This is a genomic window from Gammaproteobacteria bacterium (assembly GCA_011682695.1).
Lineage (GTDB): Bacteria > Actinomycetota > Acidimicrobiia > Spongiisociales > UBA4744 > BMS3Bbin01.
Window position 1 is genome coordinate 12,411 of the sequence record JAACED010000025.1, and the last position, 14,917, is coordinate 27,327.

The window sequence follows — 14,917 nt, forward strand, 5'->3', positions numbered from 1 at the left end:
CGCGACCCTGACGACTGAATACTGATGGCCGATTGCAGCGAGCCCACCTCGCCTAGAGGCTCGTCACGGTCTCTCTGATGAGGAAATCTACGACCGCCTGAAGGGCCTCCGACACTTGTGCCCCCTCCGCGAGGGCAGCCTCATATGTGGCAAGTTGGCGGTCGGCACTCGTCCCGCGCACAAGGATCTCTCTCATACCGAGCAGCTCGTCCCAACAGCCGAGCGACTGCGCGTCCTCTTCGACCATCTCGATCAGCTCGTCGACAAGATCGGGGATCGGGACGAGTGCGGCTTGGCCGAAGTCCATCAGAGGCGCGTGGATCCCGTAGCGCTGTGCTCGCCACATGTTCTCTTCGAGCAGCATGCGGGCATAGGTGCGCCACCGCTTGTTGTCACTGCGGAGCCGAAAGAGCATGTGCATCAGCGAGACCGTCAGAGCTGCGAGAGCGATACCGTCGTCCAGGCGGGTGCAGATGTCGGTGGCCCGCATCTCGAGTGTTGGATACCGGGCACTTGGGCGAATATCCCACCACAACTTCGTGGCGTCCACGATGAGTCCCGCGTCGACGAGCACGTCGACGTGCCGTTGGTACTCCCCCCAGCTGGTGAAGTTGACAGGGATCCCGGTTCGCGGCAACGACTTGAACACCGAAGATCGATAGCTCCTGAGGCCGGTGTCGTCCCCGTGCCAGAAGGGCGACGAGGTGCTCAGAGCCAGCAGATGCGGCAGGAAATACGAAAACTGGCTCATGAGGTCGATTCGCAGGTCGTCGTCGTCGATTCCGACGTGAACGTGCATGCCGGAGATCACGAGCCGCCGGGCAACGGTTTCCAGCTCCCGCAGGAGCACTTGATAGCGCGTCTTGTCGGTGACCAGCAGCTCTCCCCATTTCGCAAACGGATGTGTCGACGCGGCGATCGGCGCCATGCCGTGGTGAAGAGCGACGTCGGAAACCACCCTCCGAAGGCGGGCGAGGTCCCGGCGCGCCTCCCCGACCGTGCGGCTGATGTGGGTGCCCACTTCGATCTGGCCCCTCAGGAACTCGGGAGAGACCTGCCCCTGCAAGAGCGCCTCGCACTCCGCCATCATCGATGGCGGCGGATCTTTCACCAGATCCCGGCTCTCGAGATCGACGAGCATGTACTCCTCTTCGATCCCGACGGTGAAACTCGGCGTGGGGACCGCCATGTCCGCTCCCTCCTTCGCTGCGCACCCTATCAGGAAGGTCGACGTGAAGATGGCTGCTGGGGTAGGAGCCCGCCGAGCACTCCATGCCATGCAGCTCGACGACCGTGCGTCGCTCATCGACACAGGCCAACCCGACAGTGTCATCGGATTGGGCCGGGGTGATCTGCTGTCGACTCGCTGCGTTCCCGATGCAACCACACAGGCGGGAAGGCTTGCGCCTGAGCCGCCACGCCCGCCCCGTGGTCTTGCATCACCGCTGCGTCGCGGTACGAAGTACGAAATACGAGGTACCGGCCAGGTACTACCCGGCGGTGAAGTAGCTCAGATCATGGCACCGGATCATGTCGGCGGGAACATCCGGGTAGGTCCCAGCCAGATGCGCACGGAGTTCGTCTTGACTCGCGGCAGGTCCCTCCCATCCGATGTGTAACACGCCGCCGGGCTCCTGAACGAACAGAACCAGCCCCAATTCCCCGCTGAACTGCACGGTCATCAGATCGAACCCGCCCTTTCTGGTGATCTGCAGCAGGGTCGCGTCGAACTGCGTGCCCACGATCTCGGGCTTCTCCTCTTTGAGAAATGTGTAGACCCTTCCCATCATGACGGTGGCGTCCGAAGAGGACGGGATGATGAAGGAGACATCGCTGCAGCCTGCCACTCGTGTCGGCGAAGGCAATGACGCAGCCGTGGTCGCCGTCGACCCGCTCGAGCACGCGGTTGCAGACAGCGTGAAGACGACTGCCAAGAGGAGGAATCGGTATCTCATGAGGCCGCCATGATTGCAGACAGAGTCGGAACCGCCCAAGCGATAGACTCCCTTCCATGTCCTTGTTTCTCGGCGCCCTCTTGATCTTTGGGCTGCGCCTGATCGATGTTTCCATCGGAGCCGTGCGTATCGTCATGGTGGTTCGAGGCGAGCGGTGGATCGCGGGCCTCCTGGGATTCTTCGAATCGCTGACATGGGCGATCGCCGCAGGACTCGTCTTTTCCAATCTCAACTCACCAGTGCGGTTGGTGGCCTTCGCTGCGGGGTTTGGAGCAGGAACCATCCTCGGTTCCACCATCGAGCGCAAGGTTGCTCTGGGCAAGAGCGTCATGCGTGTCATCACACCGTTCGAGACTCCGGAGGTTGCCCCTGCCCTCAGAGACGCAGGATACGGAGTGACGGTGGTGAACGCGGAAGGAAAGAAGGGCGATGTTCGCCTCGCATTCACCGTCATCCCTCGCAGGCGAGCCACGGAAGTACTCTCGATCGTTCGCTCGATCAACCCGGACGCGTTCGTCACCATCGAAGACATCTCCACGCCCAAGGTCCATGCCCGACGAGCGTCGAGAATCCGCAAGTAGGCCGGCCCCCCACCCCTGCCGTTGCCGACCTGACGGAGACCAAGATCTGATCCGTATCACGGTCCGGATGGTTCAGAACAACATCCTGATCGCTGCCGCGATGGCAGCGACCACCAACACCCATCGGATCCAGCCCGCGCCCTTCTTGATCGCCAGACGCGAAGCGACGAGCGCTCCGCCCATGTTGCCCACACCGAGAACCAGACCCACCCCGAGATCGACCTGCGAGGCCCTGGCGAACAGAAACAGGGTGACGGGGGTGTACACCAGGACCGCCACCACTTTCGCCGCGTTCCCGCGCACCAAGCCCAGCCCGCCGCCGAGAACCAGGCCGGCAAGCAGCAGGAAACCGACACCGGCCTGGACGAATCCCCCGTACAAACCGATCCCGAAGAAGGCGAGGCTTCGCCACGGCTCTTTCAGCTTCGGCTCGCCTTCGCGCATCCATCGTGACGGTCGCACGAGTACCGACAGCGCCACCAGAATGATCACCAGGCCGAAGATCCGCTTCATGACCTCGGCGGGAACCAACGTCGCCACCCACGCCCCGACGGCTGCCCCGCCGATGATCGGTCCGAGGAGCGCACCGACGAACCTCCAGGGCACTTTGCCGCCTCGGTGAAATGACGCCGCCCCGACGACATTCTGCATCAAGATGGCGACACGGTTCGTTCCGTTGGCCACGCTCGCCCCGACGACCTCGACGAGCACCGGCAGGGCGATGACCGACCCGCCTCCGGCAACCGTATTGATGAAACCGGCGACCAGTCCGGTGACGAGCAGCAGCAAAATGGTTGGCACGGACACCGCCAGGATGCTACTCCGGCCTCGGAGCACACCGACCAATGCACTGCACGCATGTCAACACCCGTGCATCGCCACTCGCGGCCTTCTCCGCCTCGGTGCACGGCCGCCTTCAAGCCGGCAGCGGGGAGCCTGCTACTGGGAATTGGGGCTCAGACCTTGTCTCGGCTTCGTCATGTTCCTCGCTCTGCTGTGGGGCCCCCTCCCGGCTTCGCCGTACTCCCCCCAACACTCGCTCCGCTCGCCGGGGGGAGAGACACCTCACTTCGCTCCCTGGGGGGAGAAACAGGCCGTCACGCGCGCCCAGCGGTATTGCACCGCTGCTGTATCACAGTACGAGATACGAAGTACGAAATACCCGGTACGGGTGCCAGGTACGACGAGCGAAGCGAGACGCCAATGTGAAGACGTACTAAGAATCTCCACAGAACCGGCTGAGAATCGGACCGTTCGGGGCCCGAAGCGCTCACATGTTCGTAGCCTTTACCCCCCTGGACGAAAAAGGGAAGCGATCATGAAACGTTTCATCTCCATCATCACCGTGGCACTCCTGCTGGTCGTCGCGAGCGGATGCACTCTTCCGGAATCAGCAGCGTCGACAACCTCCGCAACGGCGCAAGTCACAACAACCACCACCGCGACCGTGGGCCAGTATGGACTCTTCGACATCTCCCCGCTTGTCAAGAACGTTGAGGGAGGAGTCGTTGCCGTGACACAAGACCAGGTCTTGACCGACTTCTACGGCAACCCACAGGAGGTGCCTGTGGGAGCAGGCACCGGAGTGGTCATCGATGACCAAGGGCACATCCTGACGAACTTCCATGTCGTCAAAGGGGCTTCCAAGATCACCGTGACTTCCAGGGATGGGAAAGCTCGCCCTGCGAAGATCGTCTCGGAGGCGCCGCATCGGGATCTCGCCCTTCTGAAAGTCGAAGACACCACAGGGCTGACTCCACTCCCCCTGGGTGACTCCGACACCATCGAGGTCGGCGATCCGGCAATTGCGATCGGCAATGCGCTGGCGCTCAATGCTTCCGAACCGACCGTGTCCCTCGGCATCATCTCCGCGCTGCATCGTCAGATCCAGACGGCGCAAGGCCTCATCGAAGACGCCATTCAGACCGACGCTGCCATCAACCCGGGCAACTCCGGAGGGCCGCTCCTGAACGCGGCGGGAGAGGTCATCGGCATCAACACGGCCATCGCCGGCAATGCGCAGAGTGTCGGATTCGCAATACCCATCAACAGTGCCAAGCAAGCGCTCGATCGCTTCCAACGCGGGGTTGGAGAGCCGTACCTCGGTGTTCTCATCACCGACAATTCGCCGACGGCGGCAAAAGAGTTGCATATCTCTGTGCAAGACGGTGCACTGATCGCCCAGGTCGCCGCGGGCAGTCCGGCGGACCAAGCAGGGCTCCTCAAGTACGACGTGATCGTCAAGATTGGCGACACTCAAATCACCAACAAGCAGGATCTCGTCGCTGCGGTCAACCAGATGGACCCGGGAATGGAGGTTTCCATCGAGTACGTCCGTGGAAGTGAACACGGTACCGTCACGGTGACGATCGGTGAGCGGCCCAGCAAGAGATGAACCCTGCCTGGTGAGATCGTTCTCACTCAGGTTCGGATGTCGGGCCTCCCTCGGAAGGCTCGGCATCCGGCTCTTCTGGCCGCAGCCGCTGCAGTAGTCGCTCACGCATTCGATCATCCCCGAAGCAGGTCACACGGTCTCCCGCCTGAAGTACCGTTGAACCTTGAGCGACGAGCACTTCTCCCTCCCGAACGACCGACACGGCAAGGCACCCCTCGGGCCATGGAATCTCCTTGACCTGGCGTCCGACCGCCATCGATCCGGCAGGAATGATGAAGTCGAAAAAATGCGCCCCAACCCTGGTCCGCAGCCGGAGGTGTTCACGTTCGGCGGCCTGCCGGACGGCGGCCCCTCTCGCCCGGTGGTAGGCGTTGACCGCGTCCTCCCTTCGGAACATCCCTACGAGGTGTCGCGGGTCCTCGCTATCGACGACCGGGATCCGACCGACACCGAGCGCAGCCATCCGTTCGAGCGCCTCTGATACCGGCGTCTCAGGAGTCACAGTGACCGGCTTGGGAGTCATCGCCTCCCCGACAGTGACCTGGTCGGACGGCCCCCCTGCCCGCAGAATGTCGGTGACCGTCACGACGCCCACAAGGTGCCCATCGTCATCGACCACCGGAACGCCGTGGTGTCTCCCGCGGTCCAGAATGCCCTGCAACTCGGCCAGCGTGAGGCCCTGGCCCGCCACCATGTTCTTCGTGGTCATGACCTCCCCGACCTGTACCGAATCCAGGAGATCGATCTCTCCGCCACGTGTCACCCGGATACCCATCCTTGTCAGCGGTTTGGTGTAGGCGCTCTCGGGATAGAGGCGAGGAGCCAGGAGCATCGCTATCGCGACTGCAACCATCAGCGGCAGCACCAGCCCGTAGTCGCCGGTGACCTCGAACACGATCAGGATGGCCGTCAGCGGCGCTCTCGCCACCGCGGTGAAGGCCGCCGCCATGCCGACCAGAGCGAACGCCTCCGGCTGCAGCGTCGACACACCCCAGATCGAACCGAGAACATGGGCGAATCCGGACCCGAGGGTGGCGCCGATGAAGAGGCTCGGCATGAAGATCCCTCCGGATCCTCGAGCACCGAAGGTCGCCCCGGTCGCGATGGGTTTGACAACGGCAAGAATCACGAGGAGCCACCACGCCATGTTCACCTGCCCATTCAGGATTCTCGAGATGAATGCCTGTCCCGTCCCGGCGATCTCGGGGAAGATTGCGACGGGGATGGCGACGGCGAAAGAGACGAGGAGCGGACGGCGCCAGCCAATCAGAAGATTCGGCTTCTCTTCCCAGAAGTCCAGCGACCAGAGCAACACGAGCCCACCGGCCACCGTAAGCACTCCGAGGCCTGCATAGGCGAGCAGCTCCGTTGGATGTCCGAGCGAGTGAGGACTCACGACGAACGTGAGCCCCTTGCCAAGAATGCTGTGGCTCACGACCGCACCGGCGACCGTCGCGACGACCACCGTGTGCAGATGTCGGACCGAGAAGCTCCCGAGGATCACCTCCATCGCGAAGAACATCCCCGCGATGGGAGCATTGAACGTCGCCGCGATCCCCGCACCTGCACCTGCGGCGACCAAGCTGATGAGATCCCCCTCGGAGAGCCGAAGCCTTCGCCCGACAAACGATCCGAGCCCCGCGCCGATTTGGGCAATCGGCCCTTCTCGTCCGGCGGTACCCCCGGCACCGATCGTGATCGCAGAAGCGATGACCTTGAGCGGGCCGACGATCCAGCGGATGCTGCCCCCTGCAACCGTGATCGCCGCGAGGATCTGCGGAACCCCGTGACCGGCGGCTTCCGGCGCAAAGGTCTTGGTAAGCCACCACGACGTCATGAGCGCCAACGGAATCACTACCAGCGGCAACAGTTGCGGGAACGGGACGAACTTGTCCAGCCCTGCCAAGGCCTCGGTGATGTAATCGATCGATTTGATCAAGATGACGGCACCGAGTCCGGCTCCGGCTCCGACGAAACCGGCCACCGCCATCATCGCGGTTACGTTGCCCGAACGAACCAATCGGCGATGTCGATGCGCGTATGCCACGAATCCTCAGAGTAGAGCACAACGCACCGGAGACGGCGTCTTGTTACGAGGCAAGGACATCGCACACGTGGCGCCTGGGCCGCAGTCCGGTCCCTGCGTCTGTCTCGACGTCTGCAAACAACCAGTGAGGCGAACTCTGCCTGCATCGAACCCGACGGAATCACTCCGTGAGCGAACGTATCCGCCGCGTCCCGGCGTTCCCGATCAGGGGGTCGTGGCCCTCCGTGGACAGATAGACAAGGTGGTTCTCTCCCCTGCTTTGCAGCGGTTTCTTCGAGATCATCGATCGTGGCCATGAGCCAGTTCCGGCATTCGGAAAGGAGGAGTATCGTTCTCTCCGTGGAGCATCCGTACGTCACGCTGGCAAGGGACGCGATCCGTCACTATCTGGCTACCGGAACCCTTCTGGACGTCTCCGGACGGTCCGATGACAGACCTGCCCAGGGAGTCTTCGTCTCACTCCACGACCATGCTGCCGCCGAGGGACGGTTACGGGGCTGTGTCGGCAGCATCGTTCCCTCGCAGGCCGGCCTGTGCGCCGAGATCGTGCGTCAAGCCGTGAATGCAGCGACGTCCGACCCGCGGTTTCCCCCCATTCGCGCCGACGACATCGACGATCTCGATGTGACCGTCTACCTGCTGGAGCCCCCCGTTGCAGTGGATGGCATCGACGATCTGGATCCATCGCGGTACGGGGTCATCGTCGAGAGCCGCACCGGACGCCGGGGCCTCCTGCTCCCCGCCATACCAGGAATCGAGACTGCTCGACAGCAGGTCGAGATCGCGAAACGAAAGGCGCTCATCCAGGCGAACGAGCCGGTCCGTCTCTTCCGGTTCGGGGCGGAAATCTTGAACGAAGAGTCTGCCGAGCAATAGGTGGCACGTACTTTGCACTTCGTACCGTGACGCATGACCGCGGAGTGCGCATGGCGGCTCACGCTCGAGCTTTCCGACCGTGAACCCGTGCGGTGATGGCGGAGTGCCGACCTACGAATCATCTCCCGTGGCATCGGGATGACGCCGGTCGCCAGTCGACGGACGAAGGGCACACCTCACGAACTCGGCAGTGATGGCGAACGCCTTCAGGCTCGCGGGATGCCTCGGGATGATTGCCGGCCAGACGTGCATCATGTCCGGCTCGATGTGCAAGGTGACTTCGGCACCATCTCGTCTCGCCTTCTCGGCAAGACGAATCGAGTCGTCGAGGATCATCTCCCGACTCCCGGCGAAGATCAGCAGCGGTGGTAGCCCCGTGAAATCACCGTGCATCGGTGACGCCAGCGGATCCCGGGGATCATGGTCACCAAGGTAGATGGTGTTGGGCTGAGCGTTTCCCATGGTAAGGGGGAGGTAGTCGGTGACGGCATTGGCGGAGATCGAAGCTCCCGTGTGCTCCAGGTCCGTGTAGGGCGAGAACAGAATTGTCCCTGCCGGAAGTGAATGTCCCACATCCCTCAGCCACAACAACAGCGCACAAGCGAGCCCCCCGCCGGCCGAGTCGCCTGCCACGAACAGCGACTCCGGGTCGACCCCCGAGGAGATGAGATCTTCATAGGCTGCGATAGCGTCGTCGAGCGCGGCGGGAAAGCGGTGCTTGGGAGCGAGCCGATAGTCGAGCACGAACGTCTTGGTCGCCGCCGCCCACGTGAGACGGCCGGCAAAGTGCCGATGAGTTGCCGGGTTTCCGCTGATGTAGCCGCCACCGTGGAGATACAGCAACGTGGTCGTATCGTCGAATCCGGTCCTTCGCAGCCACTCCCCGGGGACTCCGCCGAGCACACCCGGCTCTGCTTCGACGAGTCCGTGTAGCTCACGCGGTAACGGAGGATCGAGCTGCTCTTCGATCCATCTGCGACCTTCCCTGTTGCCGCGTTCATCACAGGCGGCCATGAAGGCCCGCAAGGCAACGACCCGCAGCTCCACCCCCCAGCTCCACGATGCAACCGCCGGGCCGCACAGCAACCGATGGACGACACGCACCAGCACCGCTCTGAAAACGGCCAGCAAGAGCCGGATGATGCTCGAGATATGCTTCATATCCGCAGCCTAGAAACATCGGCGCAGGGGTCCGTCAATGTCAATAGATGATGCGCTCGAGGACCCGCCGGCCCAGCGTCTTGCGGTGCGCCTCGCGAGGCGACACGGTCAGCACCGGGTGTCGAATCGCACCGGCGATGCGGTCCGACAGATCGAAGTGCACCGACGGGTGCGCTGCGGCTCCAAGTATTACCAGATCTGCGCCTTCCGTCCACCGGTCGAGATTGCCGAACAGATCCGCAGATCGTTCCACGCGGCTCTCGATGCGAACTTCGGTCAGGTTGCTCAGTTGGAGGTGGTAGTTGCGAACCGACGCGACTTCCGCTTCGGATGCCGCTTCGTCCAGGACATGGACCAGTCGCAGTGTTGCACCGTCATGGTCGACAAGGCGATACGCCAGAGAGATCTTGTCGACGTCCGCGGGGCCGCCGGAACCCATGATCACGATCGTCTTCACTTCGCGGATCCCCCGATAGTGGAAGAACAGCACCGAAGCATCCGCGTGCTCCCGCAGCCACCTGGCATCCGCAATGTACTGCCGGGTCCGGCGGCTCACAGGAGGTATCTCCACCAGGACGAGCTCAGGGCCGCGCTGCGACAGGAGGTCCATCAGCGCGCCTCGCCGAAGGCGTGTCTGGTGCTCATCCACGTCCAGCTCTTCTGCACCAACCGGCAGGTCGGGAACCGGCACAGTTGGGCCAATGTCCTGCATGTCGATATGGACAACCGATAACTGCCCGCCCGGCTCGAGGAACCGGAGTCCGACGCCCATGACCGCCCGCTCCCGATCGGGGGTCGCCCCATGGTGAAACACGACGAGCAGGCTTGCGGCCCCTGGTGAACGCAGCCGCTCTCTCGTCTTCTCGACCAAACCGGCGGTCGTACGAACTCGTAGCGCGTCGAGCGACACACTCTGCTTGCTGACCCGCGATCGCCCGAACACCCGATACCAGACGATTCCCATGACGATGATCCCGACCGCACCAACCAGTGGCACGACACCGAGCTGCGTGAGCAACCCGAAGGAAGCAACGATGCCGAAGATCTGCGTCCATGGATACAGGGGAGATCTGAACTTCGGCTGGTACCAGTCCACGAGACTCTCCCGAAACGCGATCAGAGCCATATTCACGAAGGAGAACACCAGGAGTTGGAAGGCGCTGGCCAGTTTGGCAAGTTCCAACAGAGGAACGAAGGCAACGAGCACGAGCATGACCGACCCGGTGACTGCGATGCTGATGAACGGAGTTCTCGAGTGTTTGGACAGCCGTTGGAGCACATTGGGGGCCAAGGAATTCCGACTCATGGCGAACGGGTAACGAGAAGACGCGAGAAGACCGGCGTTCGCCATGCTGATCAGCGCAAGCACCGCGATCGCCGACACGACGTCGACGCCGACCTCCCCAAGGAATGCACGAGCGGTATCGGCCACGGGCACGACCGTTCCGGAAAGTCTGCCGGATCCGACCACACCGACCATCACCAAGACGACCACCGGGTAGATGAACATCATGAGCGCAACGCTGCCCAAGATGCCACGGGGGATGGTCCGACCAGGATCTTTGATCTCTTCGGCGATGCTCGCCACCTTGGTGACCCCGGCATACGACACGAAGATCACTCCGGTCGCAACGATCAATCCCTTGAAGCCCTTACCAAGGAAAGGTTGGAGATTGACGACATCCACATGGGGGATGCCCCTGGTGATGAAGAAGCCCAGCATGAGCAGGACACCGGTCACCACCGTCTTCTGGACACCGGCGGTCTGCTTGACCCCGGCGATGTTGATGATGATCAGGACGCCGGCCAAGGCCAGTGCCACCGGTTTCACCGGCGCGTTCGAGAACATCACGAGATACGCTCCCAGCCCGACGAGGGAGAACGAGGCCTTGAAAATGAGGGAGAACCAGACGCCCAAACCAGCCACCGTACCCATGAGCGGGCCCATCGCCTTGTCGATGAACACGTACGTTCCCCCTGCCTCCGGCATCGCCGTGGCCATCTCTGCCTTCGACAGCGCCGCAGGGAGCACCACGAGGCCGGCAAGGACGTACGCCAGAACGACGGCAGGCCCGGCGATCTTGGCCGCCAGCCCAGGCAGCACGAAGATGCCTGAACCGATCATCGCGCCAAGGCTGATCGTGATGACCGAGTAGAGCCCTAGTTCTCTCTTCACACGGACGTCATTGCCGGTCGAAGGCTCACAGGTCGTGAACCGTTTAGACGGGGGCTCGGAGCGGGCGATCGCATCGGGTCCACCTTTCGCGGGTCCTTCCATTATGACCCATGAGCGGTCCGGGCACCCGCTATCGTAGATGCCCGGCCTCCATCGGTGGCTGCATCACCACAGTACGCACAAGAACAGCGATCAGATGAGCACAGCAACTCCAGCCTCCCACCCCGAGGAACCGACCGAGGAAGAGGATCAGCGCGACGTCCTGGGTTTGGCCGTGGTCAGTGTGGTAGCCGCCTTCGCGGGAGTACTCGTCGGTGTTGCGGGAGGTTACTTCCGGTTGTTCCTCTTCGATGCAGACGAGTACCGGTTGTCGTTTCTGCAGTGGGCGCACGGCTGGTCGGGACCCGGCTGGATTCTCCCCATTGTCGTTGTCGTGGCCTGCACCGCTCTGGCAAGACTCATCGTGGTGTTCGTGCCTCGAGTATCGGGCAGCGGTATCCAAGATGTAGAAGCTGTTTGGCGCGGCGACATCCCGGCAACCTCGTGGGAAGTCCTCCCCGCCAAGTTCGTCGGCGGTCTGCTCGCCATCGGGGCCGGCCTTGCGCTGGGACGTGAGGGGCCGACCGTGCATCTGGGTGCGGCAATCGGCTCCGAAGCAGGGCGGCGACTCCGGCTCGGTGATCGTGACATCCGCATCCTGCAAACGGCTCTCGGCGGGGCAGGCCTCGGCGTTGCCTTCAACGCCCCGCTCGGAGCGGCGCTATTCGTGTTCGAAGAAGTGGCGAAGTCGATCCGACTCCGACTTGGGCTGGTGACGCTCATAGGTACATCGACTGCCATCGTGTCTTCCCGATTCATCCTCGGCAACCATCCTGATTTCCCCGTGGGCCCGATCGGCACACCGAGCGGTTCGACCGTCATCGTCTTCGTTCTCTTCGGACTGCTCACCGGCGTCGTCGGCGTTTTCTACAACCGGCTGATTCTCTTCTTCTTGGACATGTCCGACCGGATGAAGAACATCTCACCGATTCTCAAGTCCTCTGCGATCGGAGCGATCGTCGGCCTGCTGTTGTGGTTTGACCCGTTGGTCGCGACCGGAGGAGGCGACCGGCTCACCGAGCATGTGATGGGAGGAGGAATCGTCCTCGCCTCCGTTGCCGGCTACTTCGCGGTCCGTTTCTTTCTCGGTCCGCTGTCGTACGCGACGCAAACACCGGGTGGCCTCTTCTCGCCCCTCCTCGCCGTGGGAGCATTGTGGGGGGCAGTGGTCCATGGAATCACTGCAGGCTTCCTCTCGGGACCGGGGACCACCGTGGCAGCGTTCGCCATCGTCGGAATGTCTACCCTCTTCGCGGTGATCGTGCGGGCACCGTTCACCGGCATCGTCCTCATCATGGAGATGACCGCAACGACAACTCTGGTCGTCCCGATGATGGCTGCGGCATTCGGGGCGGTGCTCATCGCTTCACTGCTGCGCAGTGAGCCCATCTACAACAGCCTCCGAGGCCGCATGATGTCGTCCGTGTGGAATCGTCCCGCTCGCTGAAGGCTCTCCCGCTCTGCATCGGCCAGACCGGCCTCGAGCTGTCACCGACGATGACCGGCTGTGGTGGTCCCCTGCGGACCGCACAGTGAACCTATCCGGGGGCCTCGTGCGCCTCGTGCTCGTTCGACCCGAGCATCTTCTCGAGAATTCGCTTGAGCATTGCGAGTTCCTCGTCGTCGAGATACCCCAGCAGCGGAGGTTCCTCGAAGAGCCGGCCTTTCACCATGTCCCTGACCCGCTTCCCCTCGTCGGTCAAGACCAGTTGCTTGACGCGCCGGTCCGACGGGTCCGACCTGCGTTCGGCGAGCCCACGGTGCTCGAGCCCATCTGCGATTCCGGTCACATACGAGGCATCACACGACAGGCGACCGGCGAGGGTTCCCATCGGTATCCCGTCACCGAGATGATGCAGCGCCCAGGCCATCTGCGGTGTCACGTCGAGTTCCTCCAGCTGTGTCAAGACCCGATGCCGCATTCGCTTGGACAGCTCTCGGAACAAGTTCATCACATCGGCTGCAAGTTGGTCGTCGTGCATGCCCCTATCTTACTTCAGTCCCACAACCTTTACGATTATGCATAATTGTGGTCCTCAAATATTATGATCCGAGAAAGGAAGCGTTCCATGGCAACACACCCGATCTTGCGTGCAGGTAACATCACCAAGACCTACGGTTCCCTGACCGCCCTCGATAACGTCAGCCTCGAAGTCGAACCGGGCATCGTCTACGGGCTCCTCGGCCCGAACGGCGCAGGCAAGACGACGCTCATCAGGGTGATGACCACCCTCATCAGACCGGACTCCGGCAGCGCAGAAATTGCCGGCATCGATGTTCTCTCCGATCCGAGGACCGCCCGGACCCACATGGGACTTGCCGGCCAGTTCGCCGCCGTCGACTCCTACCTCACCGGGAGAGAAAACGTCGAGATGGTCGGCCGCCTGTACAACCTTCCGAAAGCCGAGGCGAGGCAAAGGGCTGCCGACGTTCTAGAAAGAATCCACCTGGACGACGACGCGGATCGGCCCGTCCGCACGTACTCCGGGGGAATGAAACGCCGCCTCGACCTGGCGGCGTCGATGGTGGGCAGGCCACAGGTGCTGTTCCTGGACGAGCCGACTTCCGGGATCGATCCCGGAAGTCGCATCGATCTCTGGGATCTGATCAAGGAACTCGTCGATGACGGCACGACGATCCTGCTCACCACCCAGTACCTCGACGAGGCGGACCAACTCGCGGACCGAGTTGGCGTCATCGACCACGGCAGGCTGATTACCGAGGGGACCCCCGCCGCACTGAAGGAGAGCATGGGCGGAGCGGTGGTCGAGGTCACGGTGGCCGATCACCACCGTGAGGAGACGCTTGCGGCACTGGCCTCCGTCAACGGCCACCGGCCGACGTTCGAGCCCAAGTCGAACAAGATCCTGGTGCCGGCCACACACGGACCTGCAACGTTGACCGACACGGTGCGCGTCCTCGACCAGATCAACGTCATTCCCGAGGACATCGCACTGCGACGGCCAACCCTCGATGACGTGTTCCTCGAACTCACCGGACACACGGCACAACACGAAGAGAAGAACGGTGGCCATACACGCCGTCCCGCGAGGAGAAACCGATGACTGCCGCAACCGTACCCGCACCCATCCGCACGAGAATGTCGTTCTCTCACACGATCAAAGACACGCTGGTCATCACCAAACGAAACCTGCGGCGCAACGTGCGGGTGCCCCAGGTGCTGCTGTTCGCAACCGTGCAGCCTGTGATGTTCCTGCTGCTGTTCAACTATGTGTTCGGCGGAGCAATCGGCATGGCCCTGCCTCCTGCGGCAGGCGGTAGCTATATCAACTGGCTCGTTCCCGGCCTACTCATCCAGGTGGCGGCGTTCGGGGCCGGGCAGACCGCGCTCGGGCTCACCGAGGATCTTTCCGCGGGAGTCATCGATCGGTTCCGCTCCCTCCCGATGGCACGCTCCGCAGTGCTGGCCGGACGCACCATCTCGGATCTGGTGAGGAACTGGTTCGTGATCTCGCTGATGCTCGGTGTCGGCTTCCTTATCGGGTTCCGAGTCCAGACCAACTTCTTCGGCATGTCTCTCGGACTGGGATTGGCGCTGCTCTTCGCTTTCAGCCTGTCGTGGGTGATGGCCGTTCTTGGACTGCTGGTCAAGAATCCGGAGGCCGC

General features: G+C 62.7%; 13 protein-coding genes. 6 read left to right on the forward strand and 7 right to left on the reverse strand.

Translation table 11 applies throughout. The features are described 5' to 3' along the window. Window positions 1-52: 52 nt before the first annotated feature. Window positions 53-1,189 carry a carboxylate-amine ligase gene (locus GWP04_06715; protein ID NIA25245.1) on the reverse strand — a complete coding sequence of 379 codons (1,137 nt, stop codon included), beginning with the start codon at window positions 1,187-1,189 and terminating at the stop codon, window positions 53-55. Window positions 1,190-1,490: 301 nt separating this feature from the next. Next, the gene (locus GWP04_06720) at window positions 1,491-1,955 is read right to left on the reverse strand and encodes a hypothetical protein (protein NIA25246.1); all 465 of its coding nucleotides are present in this window, start codon (window positions 1,953-1,955) and stop codon (window positions 1,491-1,493) included. 56 nt (window positions 1,956-2,011) lie between these two features. On the opposite strand from GWP04_06720, the gene GWP04_06725 reads away from it, so the two are divergent. Continuing rightward, entirely contained in the window at window positions 2,012-2,536 is a 525-nt protein-coding gene (locus GWP04_06725; protein NIA25247.1) for a DUF2179 domain-containing protein, read from the forward strand. A 72-nt stretch (window positions 2,537-2,608) separates the two neighbouring features. On the opposite strand, the gene GWP04_06730 is transcribed toward GWP04_06725, so the two are convergent. Continuing rightward, window positions 2,609-3,343 (reverse strand): TSUP family transporter, encoded by a 735-nt coding sequence (locus GWP04_06730; GenBank protein NIA25248.1) that lies wholly within the window; start codon window positions 3,341-3,343, stop codon window positions 2,609-2,611. Between the two features lie 511 nt (window positions 3,344-3,854). On the opposite strand from GWP04_06730, the gene GWP04_06735 reads away from it, so the two are divergent. After that, window positions 3,855-4,931 carry a PDZ domain-containing protein gene (locus GWP04_06735; protein ID NIA25249.1) on the forward strand — a complete coding sequence of 359 codons (1,077 nt, stop codon included), beginning with the start codon at window positions 3,855-3,857 and terminating at the stop codon, window positions 4,929-4,931. A gap of 22 nt (window positions 4,932-4,953) precedes the next feature. Here the strand turns inward: GWP04_06735 and GWP04_06740 are convergent, their stop codons facing one another. Further along, on the reverse strand, window positions 4,954-6,978 hold the full coding sequence (locus GWP04_06740) for a CBS domain-containing protein (protein ID NIA25250.1): 2,025 nt from the start codon (window positions 6,976-6,978) through the stop codon (window positions 4,954-4,956). 294 nt (window positions 6,979-7,272) lie between these two features. Here GWP04_06740 and amrA point away from each other — a divergent pair, with 294 nt between their 5' ends. Next, on the forward strand, window positions 7,273-7,854 hold the full coding sequence (gene amrA / locus GWP04_06745; GenBank protein NIA25251.1) for an AmmeMemoRadiSam system protein A: 582 nt from the start codon (window positions 7,273-7,275) through the stop codon (window positions 7,852-7,854). A 111-nt stretch (window positions 7,855-7,965) separates the two neighbouring features. Here amrA and GWP04_06750 read toward each other — a convergent pair whose 3' ends face one another. Both GWP04_06750 and GWP04_06755 read right to left on the reverse strand, forming a co-directional pair. Beyond that, a complete protein-coding gene (locus GWP04_06750) occupies window positions 7,966-9,015 on the reverse strand; it encodes an alpha/beta hydrolase fold domain-containing protein (protein ID NIA25252.1) in 1,050 nt (349 codons plus the stop codon). Window positions 9,016-9,055: 40 nt separating this feature from the next. After that, on the reverse strand, window positions 9,056-11,191 hold the full coding sequence (locus GWP04_06755; protein ID NIA25253.1) for an amino acid permease: 2,136 nt from the start codon (window positions 11,189-11,191) through the stop codon (window positions 9,056-9,058). A 196-nt stretch (window positions 11,192-11,387) separates the two neighbouring features. On the opposite strand from GWP04_06755, the gene GWP04_06760 reads away from it, so the two are divergent. Next, entirely contained in the window at window positions 11,388-12,737 is a 1,350-nt protein-coding gene (locus tag GWP04_06760) for a ClC family H(+)/Cl(-) exchange transporter (GenBank protein NIA25254.1), read from the forward strand. A 91-nt stretch (window positions 12,738-12,828) separates the two neighbouring features. On the opposite strand, the gene GWP04_06765 is transcribed toward GWP04_06760, so the two are convergent. Then, window positions 12,829-13,272 carry a MarR family transcriptional regulator gene (locus GWP04_06765; protein ID NIA25255.1) on the reverse strand — a complete coding sequence of 148 codons (444 nt, stop codon included), beginning with the start codon at window positions 13,270-13,272 and terminating at the stop codon, window positions 12,829-12,831. Between the two features lie 87 nt (window positions 13,273-13,359). Between GWP04_06765 and GWP04_06770 the strand changes: the two genes are divergently transcribed. Further along, the gene (locus GWP04_06770) at window positions 13,360-14,355 is read left to right on the forward strand and encodes an ATP-binding cassette domain-containing protein (protein ID NIA25256.1); all 996 of its coding nucleotides are present in this window, start codon (window positions 13,360-13,362) and stop codon (window positions 14,353-14,355) included. After that, the coding region (locus GWP04_06775; protein NIA25257.1) for an ABC transporter permease at window positions 14,352-14,917 on the forward strand (566 nt) is incomplete at its 3' end. The genes GWP04_06770 and GWP04_06775, both read left to right, overlap by 4 nt.